The sequence below is a fragment of the Methylocystis sp. genome (assembly GCF_046349115.1).
GTDB lineage: Bacteria > Pseudomonadota > Alphaproteobacteria > Rhizobiales > Beijerinckiaceae > Methylocystis.
In genome coordinates this window covers 26,445-42,842 of record NZ_JAXMCX010000009.1, presented here as the reverse complement: position 1 = coordinate 42,842, position 16,398 = coordinate 26,445, and the positions used below count along the sequence as shown (strand labels likewise).

The 16,398-nt window shown below is 63.7% G+C and carries 18 protein-coding genes; 10 read left to right on the top strand and 8 right to left on the bottom strand.

Going from position 1 to position 16,398, the window contains the following annotated elements; all coding sequences use genetic code 11:
* Positions 1-60 precede the first annotated feature (60 nt).
* On the top strand, positions 61-1,887 hold the full coding sequence (thiC, locus tag U1E20_RS16300; protein WP_409981682.1) for a phosphomethylpyrimidine synthase ThiC: 1,827 nt from the start codon (positions 61-63) through the stop codon (positions 1,885-1,887).
* Between the two features lie 3 nt (positions 1,888-1,890).
* Here the strand turns inward: thiC and U1E20_RS16295 are convergent, their stop codons facing one another.
* From U1E20_RS16295 to U1E20_RS16285, 3 genes are all read right to left on the bottom strand, one after another.
* Complete coding sequence (locus tag U1E20_RS16295; RefSeq protein WP_409981681.1) at positions 1,891-2,313, bottom strand: type II toxin-antitoxin system VapC family toxin; 423 nt, start codon at positions 2,311-2,313, stop codon at positions 1,891-1,893.
* Positions 2,310-2,519: a hypothetical protein gene (locus tag U1E20_RS16290; protein WP_409981680.1), complete on the bottom strand. Its 210-nt coding sequence runs from the start codon at positions 2,517-2,519 to the stop codon at positions 2,310-2,312. Before U1E20_RS16290 ends, U1E20_RS16295 begins: the two co-directional genes overlap by 4 nt.
* 160 nt (positions 2,520-2,679) lie before the next feature.
* A complete protein-coding gene (locus U1E20_RS16285) occupies positions 2,680-3,129 on the bottom strand; it encodes a septal ring lytic transglycosylase RlpA family protein (RefSeq protein WP_409981679.1) in 450 nt (149 codons plus the stop codon).
* A gap of 338 nt (positions 3,130-3,467) precedes the next feature.
* Between U1E20_RS16285 and mog the strand changes: the two genes are divergently transcribed.
* The 3 genes from mog (at position 3,468) to U1E20_RS16270 (ending at position 5,593) form a co-directional block, all read left to right on the top strand.
* Positions 3,468-4,013, top strand: coding sequence for a molybdopterin adenylyltransferase (gene mog, locus U1E20_RS16280; RefSeq protein WP_409981678.1), 546 nt, complete (start codon positions 3,468-3,470; stop codon positions 4,011-4,013).
* A gap of 134 nt (positions 4,014-4,147) precedes the next feature.
* The gene (gene dapB, locus U1E20_RS16275; protein WP_409981677.1) at positions 4,148-4,954 is read left to right on the top strand and encodes a 4-hydroxy-tetrahydrodipicolinate reductase; all 807 of its coding nucleotides are present in this window, start codon (positions 4,148-4,150) and stop codon (positions 4,952-4,954) included.
* A gap of 21 nt (positions 4,955-4,975) precedes the next feature.
* Positions 4,976-5,593: a 2,3-bisphosphoglycerate-dependent phosphoglycerate mutase gene (locus U1E20_RS16270; protein WP_409981676.1), complete on the top strand. Its 618-nt coding sequence runs from the start codon at positions 4,976-4,978 to the stop codon at positions 5,591-5,593.
* A 7-nt stretch (positions 5,594-5,600) separates the two neighbouring features.
* On the opposite strand, the gene U1E20_RS16265 is transcribed toward U1E20_RS16270, so the two are convergent.
* The gene (locus tag U1E20_RS16265; RefSeq protein ID WP_409981675.1) at positions 5,601-6,614 is read right to left on the bottom strand and encodes a class I SAM-dependent methyltransferase; all 1,014 of its coding nucleotides are present in this window, start codon (positions 6,612-6,614) and stop codon (positions 5,601-5,603) included.
* A 171-nt stretch (positions 6,615-6,785) separates the two neighbouring features.
* On the opposite strand from U1E20_RS16265, the gene U1E20_RS16260 reads away from it, so the two are divergent.
* The 5 genes from U1E20_RS16260 to U1E20_RS16240 all read left to right on the top strand — a co-directional run bounded on the left by U1E20_RS16260 (position 6,786) and on the right by U1E20_RS16240 (position 12,224).
* Positions 6,786-7,409, top strand: a complete 624-nt coding sequence (locus tag U1E20_RS16260; RefSeq protein ID WP_409981694.1) for an alpha-ketoglutarate-dependent dioxygenase AlkB family protein — start codon at positions 6,786-6,788, stop codon at positions 7,407-7,409.
* Positions 7,410-7,609: 200 nt separating this feature from the next.
* A complete protein-coding gene (locus U1E20_RS16255; protein WP_409981674.1) occupies positions 7,610-8,008 on the top strand; it encodes a cytochrome c-554 in 399 nt (132 codons plus the stop codon).
* Positions 8,009-8,121: 113 nt separating this feature from the next.
* Positions 8,122-9,531 (top strand): siroheme synthase CysG, encoded by a 1,410-nt coding sequence (cysG, locus tag U1E20_RS16250; RefSeq protein WP_409981673.1) that lies wholly within the window; start codon positions 8,122-8,124, stop codon positions 9,529-9,531.
* Between the two features lie 42 nt (positions 9,532-9,573).
* Positions 9,574-11,124: a serine hydrolase gene (locus tag U1E20_RS16245; RefSeq protein ID WP_409981672.1), complete on the top strand. Its 1,551-nt coding sequence runs from the start codon at positions 9,574-9,576 to the stop codon at positions 11,122-11,124.
* Between the two features lie 179 nt (positions 11,125-11,303).
* Positions 11,304-12,224: a right-handed parallel beta-helix repeat-containing protein gene (locus tag U1E20_RS16240; RefSeq protein WP_409981671.1), complete on the top strand. Its 921-nt coding sequence runs from the start codon at positions 11,304-11,306 to the stop codon at positions 12,222-12,224.
* Positions 12,225-12,325: 101 nt separating this feature from the next.
* Here the strand turns inward: U1E20_RS16240 and U1E20_RS16235 are convergent, their stop codons facing one another.
* The 4 genes from U1E20_RS16235 to U1E20_RS16220 form a co-directional block, all read right to left on the bottom strand.
* The gene (locus tag U1E20_RS16235) at positions 12,326-12,793 is read right to left on the bottom strand and encodes a hypothetical protein (protein WP_409981670.1); all 468 of its coding nucleotides are present in this window, start codon (positions 12,791-12,793) and stop codon (positions 12,326-12,328) included.
* 34 nt (positions 12,794-12,827) lie between these two features.
* Positions 12,828-13,520 (bottom strand): uroporphyrinogen-III synthase, encoded by a 693-nt coding sequence (locus tag U1E20_RS16230; protein ID WP_409981669.1) that lies wholly within the window; start codon positions 13,518-13,520, stop codon positions 12,828-12,830.
* A gap of 11 nt (positions 13,521-13,531) precedes the next feature.
* Positions 13,532-14,461, bottom strand: coding sequence for a hydroxymethylbilane synthase (gene hemC, locus U1E20_RS16225; protein ID WP_409981668.1), 930 nt, complete (start codon positions 14,459-14,461; stop codon positions 13,532-13,534).
* A gap of 166 nt (positions 14,462-14,627) precedes the next feature.
* Entirely contained in the window at positions 14,628-14,924 is a 297-nt protein-coding gene (locus U1E20_RS16220) for a hypothetical protein (RefSeq protein WP_409981667.1), read from the bottom strand.
* Positions 14,925-15,327: 403 nt separating this feature from the next.
* On the opposite strand from U1E20_RS16220, the gene tsaD reads away from it, so the two are divergent.
* Positions 15,328-16,392, top strand: coding sequence for a tRNA (adenosine(37)-N6)-threonylcarbamoyltransferase complex transferase subunit TsaD (gene tsaD / locus U1E20_RS16215; RefSeq protein WP_409981666.1), 1,065 nt, complete (start codon positions 15,328-15,330; stop codon positions 16,390-16,392).
* The last annotated feature ends 6 nt before the right edge of the window (positions 16,393-16,398 follow it).

Here is a 16,398-nt window from a genome sequence, read left to right as displayed (position 1 = left end):
CCCTCCGTCTGCTGGCCCGCGTCCGCTTCCCTTGACGAAGCGCGATGAAGGAGCGCGAGCATGAATATTCACGACAAGCGCCTGCCAGCGAGCGTCACCACCGGCGCCATCGGCAAATCGCGCAAAGTCTATGCTTCGCCGAAAGGGCGCGACGACATTCGCGTTCCCTGTCGCGAAATCCCGCTGCACCCTTCTTCAGGCGAGCCGCCGCTTCGGGTCTATGATTCCTCCGGCCCCTATACATGCGCGTCCTTCACGCCCGACCTTTCGGCGGGCCTTCCGTCGGCGCGGCCCTGGCTCGCTTCGCGCGGCGGTCTGGAGGCCTACCAAGGCCGCGCCATCAAGCCCGAAGACAATGGCTTCGCCGAAGGCGAACGGCTTGTCCCGCCATGCCCGGCCGAGCGCAGGCTGTATCGCGCAGCGGGCGCGCAGCCGGTCACGCAGCTTGAATTCGCCCGCGCGGGGATCGTCACCGAAGAGATGATCTATGTCGCGCATCGCGAGAATCTCTGCCGCGAGCGCGCGCTCGATGTCGCGAAAGAACGCATCGCCGACGGCGAGAGCTTCGGCGCTTCTATCCCTGAATTCGTCACGCCGGAATTCGTGCGCGATGAAGTCGCGCGCGGCCGCGCCATCATTCCGGCCAACATCAATCACCCGGAGCTGGAGCCGGTCGTCATCGGCCGCAACTTCCTCGTCAAGGTCAACGCCAATATCGGCAATTCCGCCGTCAGCTCTTCCGTCGCGGAAGAAGTCGAGAAAATGGTCTGGGCGATCCGTTGGGGCGCCGACACCGTCATGGACCTCTCGACCGGCCGCAACATTCACAATATCCGCGACTGGATCATCCGCAACGCGCCGGTTCCGATCGGCACCGTGCCGATCTATCAGGCGCTCGAAAAGGTCGGCGGCGATGCGCTCAAACTCGATTGGGAAGTGTTTAAGGACACGCTGATCGAGCAGGCGGAGCAGGGGGTCGACTATTTCACCATTCACGCCGGCGTGCGCCTCGCCTATGTGCCGCTCACCGCGAGCCGCGTCACCGGCATCGTCTCGCGCGGCGGTTCGATCATGGCGCGCTGGTGCCTGTCGAAGCACAAGGAGAGTTTCCTCTATGAGCGCTTCGACGAAATCTGCGACATCATGCGCCGCTATGATGTGTCCTTCTCATTGGGCGACGGTCTGCGTCCGGGCTGCAACGCCGACGCCAATGACGCGGCGCAATTCGCGGAGCTAAAGACGCTCGGCGAACTCACCAAAATCGCCTGGGACAAGGGCTGTCAGACGATGATCGAAGGCCCCGGCCATGTGCCGATGCACAAGATCAAGGCCAATATGGAAAAGCAGCTCAGCGTATGCGGCGAGGCGCCGTTCTATACGCTCGGCCCGCTCGTCACTGACATTGCGCCGGGCTATGACCACATTACGTCAGGCATCGGCGCCGCGATGATCGGCTGGTTCGGCACGTCGATGCTGTGTTACGTAACGCCTAAAGAACACCTCGGCCTGCCGGATCGCGACGACGTGAAGACCGGCGTCATTACCTATCGCATCGCCGCTCATGCCGCCGATCTCGCCAAGGGCCATCCGGCGGCGCGCGAACGCGATGATTCGATGAGCCGGGCGCGTTTCGACTTCCGCTGGGAGGATCAGTTCGAGATCGGTTTAGATCCCGACACCGCGCGCGAATTCCACGACGAAACGCTGCCGAAGGAAGCGCATAAGGTGGCGCATTTCTGCTCGATGTGCGGCCCGAAATTCTGTTCGATGCAAATCACCCGCGACCTGCGCGAGGAAGCGAAAGAAATCGCCGCGCGCGAGAAGGGCCTGGCAGAGAAGGCGGAAGAGTTTCTGGAAAAGGGCGCGGAGATTTACGTGAGGGAATAGGCGCTACGGCGCCCGCCATTTCAGCCCGGGAAAGCGCGCGAAATCTCGGTCGAGCGTGATCCATTCGCAATCCCACTCGATGGCGAGCGCGGCGAACCATGCATCTGTCACCATTGGCCCGCGCGTCTGCGTGTCGAGGCACAGGCGCTCGAAGATGCGCCAATGGCTGTCGCCTGGCTCGACGATGCGACAGTTGGGCTGCGCCAATATGTCGGCGCAAAAACCAAATGCATCGTCGAGCGCGCTCGGCGATTGATAGAACCTCGCGTTGGTGGTGATTCTCACGACCGCGCTGAGAACGAGACGCGATACGGCGAAGGGCGCGCGACTGTCGAAGGCGTCGTTGAGCCATTTGCGACAGGCTCGATATCGCGGCGCATCGCTACGGAACGCTTCAACGAGCACATTGACGTCGGCGAGATTCAATTTTCGGCTTCGCGATCTTGCGATTTAAGGCGCGCGAGGCGCTCGACGTCGTCCTGCTCATCGATGTCGCGCATTCTTGGAAAATCGACGCCGGGCGCCGGGCCGCCCGTCGCTCGACTGACTCGCGCATAGCGCTGCGCCGTCGGCGCAGGGGGACGCTCTCCCGCGAGGATAAGGCGAAGTCCTTCCTCGATCATCGACGTCAAAGTGCGATCGTCGGCCGCCGCTTTTTTGCGTGCGCGGCGAAGGAGATCTTCAGGAAGACGGACGGTCGTGCGCTCAGTCACGCCGAGTGACATAACAATGATATGTCTATATGTCAAAGGAACGCGAGCGCCCGGAACGTGCCGGGCGCTCGCGATCTCGTCAGCTTTTCCCCAGCACCTCGACGCGCACCTGTCCCGTGCCGCGCTGGAGGAGGCCGAGCTGGGTCGCCGCGCCGCGCGACATGTCGAGGCTGCGTCCCGTCCAGGCCGCCGGGCCGCGATCATTGACGCGCACCACCACCGATCGTCCGGCATAGGTCAGGCGCAGCCGCGTGCCCATCGGCAGGGAGCGGTGGGCGGCGGTCAGGCCCCACATGTCGAAGATTTCGCCATTGGCGGTTTTGGCGTTCGGCTCGTAGCGGCGCGGTCCGCCGCCGTAGAATGACGCCTTGGCGGTGAATTCCTGGCCCTGTGACGCCTCGGCGTGACGCAACGCATGGCGCAACGCATGGCGCGCGCCGTGATGCGCAACATGGCGCGCGCCGTGATGCGCCAGCGCCGGCGCGCTCGTCAGTCCAAGGATCGTCAGTACGCCAAAGATATGCTTCATTCAGGATTGCTCCGTTGACGCAAAATGCGTGAAGAACGCCGACGAGCATTTCGCATCGCCGAGCGCATAAGTTCCATCCGGATGAATGGCGGTGAAGATAAAATGGTTAATATTGAAATATGGCAAAATATGTATCGATATTAAGTGAATATGCATTCATAATTATTCTACGATATAACGTTGTATGTATTTATAATATTCACAAACTATGGAATTATATGCATTTTTATAATTTATTTTGTGCCTAACAAGTTCGAGCTAATCCAACTAAAGCGCTGCGGCGCCCGATAGTGACAAGGCCGAGGCTAAGCGTAAACATGCGCGGGGGAGAATCGCCAGTGACCGACCAACAGCGCGCCGCGATCATCGGCGTCGTCACCGCTTCGGACCGCGCCAGCGCCGGCGTTTACGAGGACGAGAGCGGCCCGGCGATCGAGGCCTATCTGCGGGCGACGCTGACCACGCCTTTCCGCATCGAGCGGCGCATCATTCCCGACGGGTTTGAAAGCGTGCGCGATACGCTGATCGACCTCGCCGACACTGTCGGCTGCGACCTCATCGTCACCACCGGCGGCACCGGGCCCAGTCCGCGCGATCTGACTCCGGAAGCGACGCTCGCCGCCTGTCCGCGGGAATTGCCCGGCTTTGGCGAATTGATGCGACAGGTCTCTCTGGCGCAGACGCCGACCGCGATCCTGTCGCGGCAAGTGGCGGCGCATCGCGGCAAATGCCTGGTGATCAATCTGCCGGGCAAGCCGAGGGCGATCGAGCTCTGCCTCGACGCAGTCATGCCCGCCGTGCCTTACTGCCTCGACCTCATCGGCGCCGCCTATATCGAAACCCATCCCGCCCGGGTGAAAAGCTTCCGCCCAAAGGCAAAATAACCGCCCGTTCGGGTAGCGTGCGACAGGCTGGACGAAGCTCCGCGCTTCTCATCGCGCCGCCTCGCCTGTATAGGGATGGCGCGTCACGAAAACTGAATCGAAGCCGCTGAGCTGCGGGGGGCGAGGGCGAGCGAATGAAGGAATTGCGTTTGGTGGTGGTCGGCGCGGCGGGCCGCATGGGCCGGATGCTGACCCAGATCATCCCCGATACTTTGGGCGTGCGCCTGACCGCCGCCCTCGAGCGCCCCGGCGCGCCGACGCTCGGCGCCGACAGCGGCGGCGCGACGCCGAACGGCGTGCCGATCACGAGCGACATTCGCGCCGCGCTCGCCGACGCCGACGCCATCGTCGATTTTTCGTCGCCGAGTTCGAGCGTCGAATTGGCGAAGGCGGCGGCGGACGCAGAGGTGGCGGCCGTTATCGGCACGACCGGGCTTTCCGCCGAAGACCTCGCCGCGATCGCGGATTGCGCCACGAAAACCACGATCGTTCGCTCCGGCAATATGAGCCTTGGCGTCAATCTTCTGGCCGTTCTGGTCGAGCGCGCCGCGCGGGCGCTCGGGCCGGCCTGGGACGCCGAGATCGTCGAGATGCATCATCGCCTGAAGGTGGACGCGCCCTCCGGAACCGCGCTGCTGCTCGGCGAAGCAGTCGCGCGTGGCCGCGGCGTCGACCTTGCCGAGAACAGCGCGCGCGGACGCGCCGGGCTGACCGGGCCTCGACGGACCGGCGAGATCGGCTTCGCCAGCCTTCGCGGCGGTACGGTGGTTGGCGATCACACGGTGATTTTCGCCGGGTCCGGCGAGAGAATCGAATTCTCTCATCGCGCCGAGGATCGCGGCGTCTTCGCACGCGGGGCCTTGGCCGCCGCGCTATGGACCCGCGGCAAGACGCCCGGGCTCTACTCCATGGCCGACGTGCTCGGCCTTTCCGGCGCCTGATAGCGACGAGCATAGACGCGCATGAATCGCACTCTCGTTCTGGTTCGCCACGGCCAAAGCGAATGGAACGCCAAAAATCTCTTCACCGGGTGGAAAAATCCCGATCTCACGCCGCTCGGAATCGACGAGGCGCGCCGCGCCGGCCGCGAGCTGAAGAAGCTCGACATTTTGTTCAGCGTGGGCTTCACTTCCGCATTAATACGCGCCCAGCACACGATCGATCTTATCTTTGAAGAACTGGGCCAGACCAATGTCCCCACGTTCAAGGACCGCGCGCTGAACGAGCGCCACTACGGCGATCTTTCCGGCCTCAACAAGGACGAGGCGCGCGACAAATGGGGCGAGGAGCAGGTGCGGCTGTGGCGGCGCTCCTATGACGTGCCGCCGCCCGGCGGCGAGAGCCTCAAGGACACGGTCGCGCGCGTCGTGCCGTTTTACGTCCAGCGTATCCTGCCGCCGGTGATGCGCGGCGAGCGCGTGCTGGTCGCGGCGCATGGCAATTCGCTGCGCGCGTTATGCATGGTGCTGGAGCAGATGACGCCGGAGAGCGTCACGACGCTCGAACTCGCGACCGGCGTGCCGATCATCTATCAACTCAACGCCGATTCGACGGTGGCGTCGAAGACAGTATTGGGATAGGCGCCGATCACGTCCGAACGAGCGACACGACGAACATCGCGGTCTCCGGCAGCGGCTCGAACATATGGTCAATGCGGAGCGGCGCCAGGTTCAGGGCTTCGATCGTCTCCCAGCATTCGAGCCATGACTGAGGGGTCCAGACATGGCAGTGCATGTCGAGATATTGGCCGTCCCGCTCCGCCGCCTGGCCAATGCCATAGGCGCGTCGAATATTGTCGAGACGGGTTTCGCGATCCGGCGCCGGCGCGCCAAGCGGCGCGACGCCGGTGACATGATCGAATATCTGCCGAAAGTTCGGCCTCTGCAGGCCGCGCAAATGATCGTCGAGCATTTCCGCGGGCGACGTCAGCCGGCGCCGATGGTCAAACGTCATCGTCGGCTCCGGTATGGCGAGATTGAGTCGGCCGCCCGGCTCTAGGACGCTGGCGATCTGGGTCAGCCATCCGATCGGATCGCCGATATGTTCGATCACCCCGGAGGCGAGCGCGAAGGAGAAGCGCTGGCCGCCGACGACCGCGTCGAGGGCGCCCCCCGGCCAGACAAAATCGACGTGGACGATACGCTCGGGATTGACCAGGCTGACGTCATGCGCGGCCTGATATTTCTTCACGAGATCTTCGCGGCTCGCGTGATCGACGAAGAAAACGTCAAATCGTTCGCGCGAGAGCATCGGCCGGTCCAGCGCGCCGAACTCCAGTCCGCGACCGCCGGCGACGCCGTGCAGCATCTGATCGAGATGGCGCACATGCTGGCGCGAAGGCGAGTTTTCGATGTGCTCGCCGCTGCGGAAGCGGACGGACGCCACATCCGTCGGCGACAGCGGCGAGGGAAAGTGAAAGAAGAAACCCGCCGAGGGCAAGATGTTGAATTGCGCGAGTTCCGGACGAGGATAGTTGCAGTCGATCTGCGCGATACGCTCGTCATTAATGAAGATATCGAGGACGGCCGGACCGCCGTCCTCCATGGCCCAGCCCGCGACATGGGATTGCAGGCATACGTCCAGAAATCCGTGTCGGCTCATCAGCATTCGCTTTCGGTTGGCGCCGGATCATTCCGAATTCGGGGGATGCCTCCCAAACATAGCAATCGAGGCGGCGGGGCGGCGCGCCGCATCCTTGGTTGGCCACGGCGCGCGCGCGCCTGCCTCCCGATGCGATGGACGAAACGCCCTTTCGGCGCCACATGTCGCATGATGTCGGAAATCGCGCTAGGCGTGTTTTATTATGCTGGCCTCCTCGACCCGGCGGCGCAGGCGGCTCTGGCTGACGAGATCGCTCGGGTCGTCGCCGCCGCGCCGCTCTATGTCTCGACCATGAAAAAAACCGGCGCGCCAATGTCGGTGCGGATGACCAATTGCGGCGCGCTGGGATGGGTCAGCGACAAGGAGCGGGGCTATCGCTATGAGGCGCGCCATCCGGTGACGGGCGAGCCCTGGCCGGCCATGCCGCCGCGTCTGCTGGAGCTCTGGAACGAGCTTACGCGATACCCCAGACCGCCCGAAGCCTGCCTGGTGAACGTCTATGACGAACAGGCGCGTATGGGGCTCCACCAGGACAGGGACGAAGAAGATCTAGCGGCGCCAATCCTGTCGCTGTCGCTCGGCGCCGATTGCCGGTTCAGGCTCGGCGGAACGCGGCGCGGCGACCGGGCGGTCGCCTTCCCGCTGTCGTCAGGCGATGCGCTCGTGCTCTCTGGACCCGCCAGGCTGCGCTATCACGGCGTCGACAGAATTCTGCCGACGGTCAATGCGCCGCTGCCGCCGGCGCTCTCCGCCTTCGGCGTTCGCGTCAATCTGACGCTTCGGAGGGTCGCCTAAGCCTCCGGTTCAGGACGTGTTCACAACATTCGACATAATGTCCGATAGAGCTGGACATAAACTCTGGCGTATTGTCTTGAGCGGCGGCTTCGTTGTAGTTTCGAAACCGTCTAAAGAGCGCCGGGAGGCGCCAAGATTGGCCGGTCGCATTCAATAAGGGCGGGCGCGACGCGAACGCCGTGAAGAGGAAAGGAACAAGGATGAAGACGATTTCCCTGCTGACGTTCGCCGCGAGCGTCGCTTTCGCCGCTTCCGCCGGCCAGGCTTCCGCCGCGGGCGACGCCGCCGCGGGCGAAAAAATCTTCGCCAAATGCAAAGCCTGCCATCAGGTGGGAGAAACCGCGAAGAACGCCATCGGTCCCGAGTTGAACGGCGTCGACGGCCGCAAGGCCGGCACCGCGGCCGACTATAGCTATTCGGAGCCGATGAAGTCCTCAGGCATCACTTGGGACGAGGCGAGCTTCAAGGAATTCATCAAGAGCCCCAAAGCCAAAGTTCCCGGCACCAAGATGATCTTCCAGGGCCTGCCCAGCGAAGGCGACGAGGAGAATGTCTGGGCCTATCTCGCTCAATTCGGCGCCGACGGCAAAAAGAAGTAAGCGCTTTTTTTCAAAACGCGCTTTTGGCGGCCCTGTTTCAGGGCCGCCTTTTTTGTTGCAGAAAGCGCATTGGGCGAATCCCCAGAAATTCAGATAATATTGTCAAGGACGCCGTGACCCGAAAGCCTGACGAAGTCCCTGCCGATCTCATGCAGCCGCTGGCGACGCTGCCAGTGTTCTATGCTCTGGCGGGTCGACGCGTCATCGTCATTGGCGGCGGCGAAGCGGCGGCCTGGAAGGTGGATCTCGCCGCCGCGACCGGCGCGAAAGTCGACGTCTTCGCGAAGGAAGCCTGCGAAAGGCTTCACGAGATTGCGCGCGCGCGCGACAATGTTTGCTTGCACGCGCGCGACGTCGAATCTGATGATTTCGTCGGGGCGGCGATGGCGCTTGGCGCGATCGCGGACGACGCTCTCGCGCAACAAGCGCATGAATGGGCGCGCGCGGCCGGCGCGCCGCTCAATCTTGCCGATCGCCCGGCGCTCAGCGATTTCATCATGGGCGCCATCGTCAATCGCTCGCCGCTCGTCATCGGCGTCTCGACCGGCGGCGCGTCGCCGGTTTTCGCCCAGGCGGTGCGCGGCCGGATCGAAAGCCTGGTGCCGGCGACATTCCAGGCCTGGGCGCGCGCCGCGCAGGTCTGGCGGCCGCTGGTGCGCGCGTCGGGACTGGACTTTCTGGCGCGGCGCGATTTCTGGCGCCGGTTTACGCGGCTCGCCTTCCGCGACATCGAACGAAAGCCGGTGGACGAAGACCGCGTGGCGTTGATCGAAGAGGCGCGCGCCGGCGCCGAAGCCGCGTCACGCGGACGCGTCACGCTGGTCGGGGCGGGGCCGGGCGATCCCGAACTCCTCACCTTGAAAGGCATGCGCGCGCTCGCCGGCGCGGATGTCGTGCTGTTCGATGATTTGGTTCCGGCGAGCATTCTCGATCTTGCCCGCCGCGAGGCGACGCGGATCAATGTCGGCAAGCGCGGCTACGCGCCCTCCGTGCGCCAGGAAGAAATCAGCGCGCTGCTTGTCGACCTCGCGCGCGAGGGCAAGAATGTCGTGCGGCTGAAAGGCGGCGACCCGCTCATCTTCGGCCGCGCCAATGAAGAGATCGCCGCGCTGCGCGACGCGGGCTTTTCGATCGAGATCATACCCGGCGTGACCGCCGCCTGCGCCGGCGCCGCCGCGATCGGCGCGTCGCTGACCAACCGCGAGACGGCGCGGCGTCTGCAGTTCATTACCGCGCACACCAAGGACGGCGAATTTCCCGAAGACTTCGATTGGGGCGCGCTCGCCGACGAACGCGCCACCACGGCCGTCTACATGGGCAACCGCACGCTGCCGGAATTGTCGCGTCGCCTTCTCCAGGAAGGCATGTCGCATGATACGCCCGCCTTCCTGATCGAGCGCGCCTCGACGCCGCATGAGCGCATCGTCAAAGGCACGATCTCGGATTTGCCGTCGCGAGTCGCCGGGCAGGCGATCGTCGGTCCGGTCATGGTGTTGATCGGCTGGGCGCTGGCGGAGAACTGAGGCGGCGCTATTGTTAGGGGAAGGCGCGAGCGGAGACGCATTATGTCCTTCACCAGACGATCGGCGCTGCTTGCATCGGGATATGGGGCGTTCAGCGCCGCGGCGTTCGCGAGGTCGAATCCCCAATCGCTCCCCGTGCGCGAACCGACCGAGAAACAGCTAAAGGTTCTCAACGCGCTCATCGTCGACGTGATGAAAAAGACCGGCGTTCCGGGATTGTCGGTCGCTGTCGTCACACAGGACCGCGCGCCTTATTTGAAGGGCTTCGGCCTGCGCCGAGCGGACTCGGCCGATCAAGTCGACCCCGACACAGTCTTTCAGCTCGCTTCCTTATCGAAGCCGCTTTCCGCCACGGTCGTCGCGGGCCTGGTCGGAGATGGCGCAGTGTCATGGGATCATCCGATCGCGCGGAGCCTGCCGGACTTTGCGATGAGCGATCCTTGGGTCACGCGCGAAATCACCCTGCGCGACATGTTCTGCCATCGCAGCGGTCTTCCCGACCACGCCGGCGATCTCATCGAGGACATTGGCTACGGCCGCGACGAGATCATGCGCCGGCTGCGCTACATCAAGCCGGACACGAGCTTTCGCACGCATTACGCCTATAACAACATGGGGTTTTCGGCGGCGGGCTTCGCGGCCGCGAAAGCCGCTGGAAAATCCTGGGAGGAGGTGTGCGAGCAGCGTCTTTACCGGCCTCTCGGAATGGCGAGCGCCAGCTCGCGGCACGCCGATTTCGTCGCGCATAAGAATCGCGCCTTCGGCCATGTCCGCCGTGGTGGCAAATGGGTGGTCGGCGAGCAGCGAAATCCCGACGCGCAGGCGCCGGCGGGCGGCGCGTCGGCGTCGGCGCGGGACATGGCGACTTGGATTCGCATGCAGCTGGGCGGCGGAACCCTCGACGGCCGCGAAATCATCAGGGCGGAGGCGCTCACGGAAACGCATTTCCCCCATATCGCCACCGGCCCCGCCCATGATCCGAAACGCGGGCCGACCTTTTACGGACTCGGCTGGGACATCGACTATGGCGGTCCGGCGCAATTGCGTTGGAGCCACTCCGGCGCATTTTCTCTTGGCGCCTCGACATGCGTCTATGTCATGCCAGCCGAGCGGTTTGGAATCGTCGTGCTAAGCAATTCCGCGCCGGTCGGCGCGCCAGAAACGATTTGCCGCAGCTTCCTAGATATCGTCCTGACAGGAAACATCGAACGGGACTGGCTCGCGCTTTTTGGCGAGGCCTTCGCGAAAATGGCGGCGCCGACCTACGGTCTGGACACTGATTACGCAAAGCCGCTGGCCATCGCGCCGGCGCTTGGATCGCGCTCGACCTATGTCGGCGAGTACCGCAACGCGCTTTACGGACCAATCGGAGTCGTCGATAAGGCGGAATGGCTTTCGCTCAATCTCGGCCCGGCGCCGACTTCCTATCCGCTGCATCATTATTCGGGCGACATCTTCACCTTCCAGCCGAGAGGAGAAAACGCCGGCGGCCTCAGTCCGGTGAGGTTTTCCCGAAGCGGCGAAGAGAAGGCGACGAGCGTCATCATCGACTATTTCAACGCCAACGGTCAGGGCGTGTTCGTGCGCGACTGATCGATCGAAACGACCGCGCCTTGTCAACAGAGGTAAATCGGAAGAGAGTCGCCTTAAGACCGGCGTGTTGTCCGGCGAATTCCAGACCTATTGAATCGATTCATCCCTGATTTGCTAGCTTATATCCGAGGTCAACGGCGGCCGTCGCAGCTTTTGCCCCGGAAGAGGGGGAACGCAACATGAAACGCATCGCATCGATGTCGGCGTCGCTCATTTTCGCCAGTGTCGTCTTCTACGCCGCGCCGGCGCTTGCACAGGCGACTCGCACCTGGGTTTCCGGCGTCGGCGACGACGCAAATCCCTGTTCGCGCACCGCGCCGTGCAAAACCTTCGCCGGCGCCATTTCCAAAACCGCCGCGCATGGCGAGATCAACACCATCGATCCGGGCGGCTTCGGCGCCGTCACCATCACTAAATCGATCACCATCGACGGGGGCGGCGGCCATACGTCGAGCATCCTGGCGTCGCTGGTGAATGGCGTAATCGTCAACGCCGGCGTGAATGACGTCATTCAGCTGCGCAACATCGACATCAACGGCGTCGGCAATGGCTTGAACGGCATCCGCTTTCTTGCCGGCTCTACCCTGATCGTCGAGAATGTGAAGATATTCGGATTCACGCAGAAGGGGATCGATTTCGAACCTGCGGCGGCCTCCAGACTTGTCGTTTTGCGCACGACGATCTCCGACAATCAGGGAGCAAGCGGCGGCGGCATATTGGTTCAGCCGGGCGCGGCGGGCTCCGCGCTGGTCGAACTCGTCGGCGTCAAAACCAGTCTCAACACCGAGGGCCTGCGGATAAGGGATCGCACAAACGCCAACGTTCAAGACAGCGTCATGAACGAAAATTCACTCGGCGCCATTGCTCAATGCGCGACGGCGAACTGTTCGCTCAACCTCGAACGCTCGATGGTCTCCAGCAACCTTATCGGCGTGAGAGCCTCCGGCGCTTTCGCCACCGTAAGGTTGGCGAATGTGGGCATTTTCGGCAATACCACCGGCATCAGCCCTCAGGGCGGCGCGGTCATTTCCTTCGGCAACAACCAGGTCGGCGGGAATGGGACGGATGGCGCGCCCACTTCGACGGTTCCCCAGCAGTAATTCGTCCGGCGCGCCTCGCGCATTGCGCGGGGCGCCTTTTCACAAGAACTCGGCGCAGAAAAACGCGGCGCCGATCGCCGCGGGCGCGTTAGCAGGCCCGGTCATTCGAGCGGCTTCCAATTCTCGGCGATGAAGCCGCGCGGGTCGACGGCGGCGCTCTGGCGCAAGATCTGAGCGTTCGGGCCGACGCATTTCCATTCATAGATCGTATCATGCCCCGTCGCGGCCATCGGGATCATGTCCGAGCCGGGATTGTCCTTGCAGAAGGCGGCGGCGCCCGGCAGGCTTTTCGAGGCGTTCGCCTTGCCGCAAACGAGATTCGCGCCGACATTGCAAAGCCAGGTCTTGCCGCCCATGCAGCGATAGCTCGTTCCGTTGCGAATGAAGGCGTTCGGCGTGTCTTTCGAAAAGCCGAAGACTTGGCGGGCCTGCGGAACGAGCGCGGCGGGAATGGGCCTCTCCTTGTCGTCGTTTCCGATCTTGGCGCAGCGCGCCGCGACGTCCTGCGCCTGAGCGATTGATGGAAGAGCGATGAAGACCAGGAAAGAAAAAAGCGCCGGTCGCAACATTTCCTTTTCCCCCTTATTCTTTGGACGCCGCAGCTTAAGCAACGCGCCTGGCGAGCAGCTCCAGCAAATGTTCTTCGTCTGGCCGTTCGGCCACGCCGACATTCGGAATTTTCGCGTCGACAAGCGGCTGAGCGACCTCCTGCGACAGAGCGCAATGTAGGGCGGCGCGCGCCTTTTCGATGATCCCCGCGGCCTTCGCGAGCGCGAGAAAAATGTCCGCGCTGCGTCGGGAGTAATGGAGAACGGCTTCAACCGCGCCCGCGGCGATGGCGTCGACCGCCGCTTGCGAGAGCGCCGTCGCCGCGCGCGCTTCATAAACTTCCACGGCGGCGACCAGATGTCCCGCCGCCTTCAGGCCCGCCTCCAGCGTGGGCTGACGGTCGCGCCCGGCGAGATAGAGAAAATGCGCCGGACGCGGATAGCGCGCGAGCAGAAGCGGCAGGATCGCTTCGGCGTTTCCCGCGACGATGTCGGCGCGCCAGCCAAGCGCGCGCGCCGCCTGCGCCGTTCTTTCGCCGACGGCGTGGAGGGGCAGGGCCTTGAATGCGTCTGCGCCTTTTGCGAGTTCGACGCCCTTGGCGCTCGACGCCAGCGCGGCGTCATATGCGCCTTGCGGCAATTGCGCGCCGGTCGCGACGATTTCCAGCACAGGCGACAGCACGGGTTCAAATTGCCGAGCGCGCAGCTTTTGCGCCGTGCGCGCGGCGTCGTCGGCCGCGCGCAGCAAAAGAACCCGCCTCACATAAGCCCCGCGACGCCATGCGGCAGGCGCAGCAAGATTTCCTTGCCGGCGTCGGCGCCGATGAGCGCGGCGTCAATGGCGCGCCCGCGGCGGCGCACGACATAGGCCTCGGCGCCGTCGGCGGTCAGCACCTCGCCGAGGAAGGACAATTCGGCGCCGTGAATCTGCGCATGGCCGGCGATCGGCGTGCGGCAGGAGCCGTCGAGCGCCGCAAGGAAAGCGCGCTCGGCGGCGAGTGCAAAGCCGGTCGCGTCGTCAAAGAGCGGCGCGAGCAGGTCGCGCGTCGCGTTGTCTCCCGCGCGTCGCGTCACGCCGATCGCGCCCTGGCCGCAGGCCGGCGGAAACTCATCGAGCGGAAGCAACGCCGTGGCGCGCTCGGCGAGACCCAGGCGTTTCAATCCGGCGACGGCGAGAAGCGTCGCGTCGATCTCGCCGCTCTCGACCTTCTTGAGACGCGTCTCGACATTGCCGCGAAGCAGCGTCGTCTTAATGTCGGGTCGTCGGCGCATCACCTGGGCGGCGCGGCGCAGCGAAGCGGTTCCGACAACCGCGCCCGCCGAAAGTTCGTCGAGCGACAGACCATCGCGCGCGATCCAGGCGTCGCGCGCATCTTCACGCGGCAGATAGCCGGCGATGACGATTTCGCTCGGCAGATGAGTCGGCAGGTCCTTCGAGGAATGCACCGCGAGATCGATCGCGCCAGCGATTAACGCCAAATCGAGTTCCTTGGTGAAAAGTCCCTTGCCGCCCGATTCGGATAGCGGCCGATCCTGAATCTGGTCGCCGGTCGTGCGGATGATTTCGATGGGAAAATCCGTTTCGCGCGCGTCATGGGCGCGCCTCAGCGCGTCTCGGACCATATGGGTCTGCGCGAGAGCGAGCGGGCTGCCGCGCGATCCGATGCGAAGGGAAAAGGAAGCTGTCATGATCCGCCGCCGCTTGTCGCGCGCGACTATAGGCGGGAGTGCGTGAAGGGCAAGCGGTGCGGACGCGACAAGCCTTCGTCCGAAAAGAGAACGTCCGCCAGAAAAAGCGGACGTCCCTTTTTTAGCTCGCGGGCGGACTGAAGCGGCCCGCGGACTGCCAATTCGATCAGAATATGCCGAACAATCCCGCGCCGAGCAGGCCCGCGCCTGCGCCGAGGGCGCCGCCATATCCCCAGTAACCCGCGTTGTTGTAGCCATAGTAGCCCGGCCAATTCACGCCATACCATCCGCACCTCGGACGCCAGCAGGTGCCGGCGGGGCGGTAATAGCCCCAATAGGTCGGGCGAGCATAGCCGTAATAGGTCGGCCTGCAGGCGCTGGTGTAGCAGTGCCGGTGCCAGCCATAATGGGCGCGGCAGTAACGCGCTTCCGCCAGAGTCGTGGAGCCAATCACGGCGGCCATCGCAATTCCAGACGTTAACGCCAATGCTTTAATTTTGTTCGACGCCATTTTCACCTCCATACAGTTTAGACCGGAGCCAACCTCAACCGGGACGTTTTTTACCTATTCGCCTGAGCCGCAATATACTCAGCTCAAGATATCGCCCCATCGGGGAAGCAACGATCTTTTGTGCCAACTTGCATTCGCCGAGATCTTGTCAAGTGGCGACTATGAGAAATCTGCAAAAATAATCATCCTATCTTTAGCGTTGCATTATGAGATGAGCTGTCCACAAGGATACGCCGATTATTGCTGTCAACGATTTGCCAACCGCAATTTTCTAAACTTCTCCTCGCGCAACGGTATAAGCTTCACAACGTCGATCGAACATCGGCGGACTGATTCCTTGCGCCAGGGAGTGCGCATGCGCGTTTTGGGCATTGAAACCACCTGCGACGAGACGGCGGTCGCGGTCGTATCGGAGCGTCTCGGTGAGGAGGGCGGCGCAATCCTTTCCAATGAGGTTCTGAGCCAGATCGCCCGACATGCGGCCTACGGCGGCGTCGTGCCGGAGATCGCGGCGCGCGCCCATATTGACGTGCTCGACCGGTTGATCAGGCGCGCGCTGGAGCGCGCCGCTACCGAGGCGAAGGACCTCGACGCGATCGCCGCGGCGGCCGGTCCGGGACTGATCGGCGGCGTCCTGGTCGGACTTACGGCCGGCAAAGCCCTGGCGCTGGCGCTGGGCAAGCCTTTTATCGCGGTCAATCATTTGGAGGCCCATGCGCTGACCGCGAGACTGACCGACCGGCTCGACTTTCCCTTTCTTGCTCTTCTGATCTCCGGCGGTCACACCCAGCTCGTCGCGGTGAAGGGCGTCGGCGATTATCGGCGGCTGGGCTCCACCGTCGACGACGCCGCCGGCGAAGCCTTCGACAAGGTGGCCAAAATGCTGGAGCTCCCCTATCCGGGCGGCCCGCAAATCGAAAAGCTGGCGCTTGAAGGCGACGCGCATCGTTTCGATTTTCCGCGCCCCATGCTCGGCCGGGAAGGGGCGGATTTTTCGCTCTCTGGCCTGAAAACCGCGGTGCGGCAGGAAATCCTTAAGCTGCAAACGCCGACTGAAAAGGACGTGAGGGATCTCGCAGCCTCCTTCCAGGCCGCGATCGTCGACGTGATCGTGGACAGGGTGCGCGCTGGCATGCGGCTCTTCACCGAAACCGAGGGGCGCGCCCCGCAGGGCCTGGTCATCGGGGGCGGCGTAGCCGCCAACGGCGCTATTCGCCGCGCGCTGGTGCGGCTTTGCGCCGAAAGCGGCCTGCGGTTCGTCTCACCGCCTGCGACGCTCTGCGCCGACAATGGCGCGATCATCGCCTGGGCGGGGCTCGAGCGCTTGAAGCGCGGACTGATCGATGAGTTGGACTTTGCGCCGCGTCCGCGCTGGCCGCTCGACGCCGAGCCGAGCCGATCGCATCACGGCAAGGCTTGAGGCGCG

Excerpts from the sequence above, each read along its gene's own strand:
- U1E20_RS16240 (WP_409981671.1), top strand. The coding sequence starts at position 11,304 with ATGAAACGCATCGCATCGATGTCGGCGTCGCTCATTTTCGCCAGTGTC.
- U1E20_RS16285 (WP_409981679.1), bottom strand. The coding sequence starts at position 3,129 with ATGAAGCATATCTTTGGCGTACTGACGATCCTTGGACTGACGAGCGCG.
- U1E20_RS16245 (WP_409981672.1), top strand. The coding sequence starts at position 9,574 with ATGTCCTTCACCAGACGATCGGCGCTGCTTGCATCGGGATATGGGGCG.
- U1E20_RS16235 (WP_409981670.1), bottom strand. The coding sequence starts at position 12,793 with ATGTTGCGACCGGCGCTTTTTTCTTTCCTGGTCTTCATCGCTCTTCCA.
- hemC (WP_409981668.1), bottom strand. The coding sequence starts at position 14,461 with ATGACAGCTTCCTTTTCCCTTCGCATCGGATCGCGCGGCAGCCCGCTC.
- U1E20_RS16255 (WP_409981674.1), top strand. The coding sequence starts at position 7,610 with ATGAAGACGATTTCCCTGCTGACGTTCGCCGCGAGCGTCGCTTTCGCC.
- dapB (WP_409981677.1), top strand. The coding sequence starts at position 4,148 with ATGAAGGAATTGCGTTTGGTGGTGGTCGGCGCGGCGGGCCGCATGGGC.
- U1E20_RS16220 (WP_409981667.1), bottom strand. The coding sequence starts at position 14,924 with ATGGCCGCCGTGATTGGCTCCACGACTCTGGCGGAAGCGCGTTACTGC.
- U1E20_RS16265 (WP_409981675.1), bottom strand. The coding sequence starts at position 6,614 with ATGAGCCGACACGGATTTCTGGACGTATGCCTGCAATCCCATGTCGCG.
- tsaD (WP_409981666.1), top strand. The coding sequence starts at position 15,328 with ATGCGCGTTTTGGGCATTGAAACCACCTGCGACGAGACGGCGGTCGCG.
- U1E20_RS16270 (WP_409981676.1), top strand. The coding sequence starts at position 4,976 with ATGAATCGCACTCTCGTTCTGGTTCGCCACGGCCAAAGCGAATGGAAC.
- U1E20_RS16260 (WP_409981694.1), top strand. The coding sequence starts at position 6,786 with ATGTCGGAAATCGCGCTAGGCGTGTTTTATTATGCTGGCCTCCTCGAC.
- thiC (WP_409981682.1), top strand. The coding sequence starts at position 61 with ATGAATATTCACGACAAGCGCCTGCCAGCGAGCGTCACCACCGGCGCC.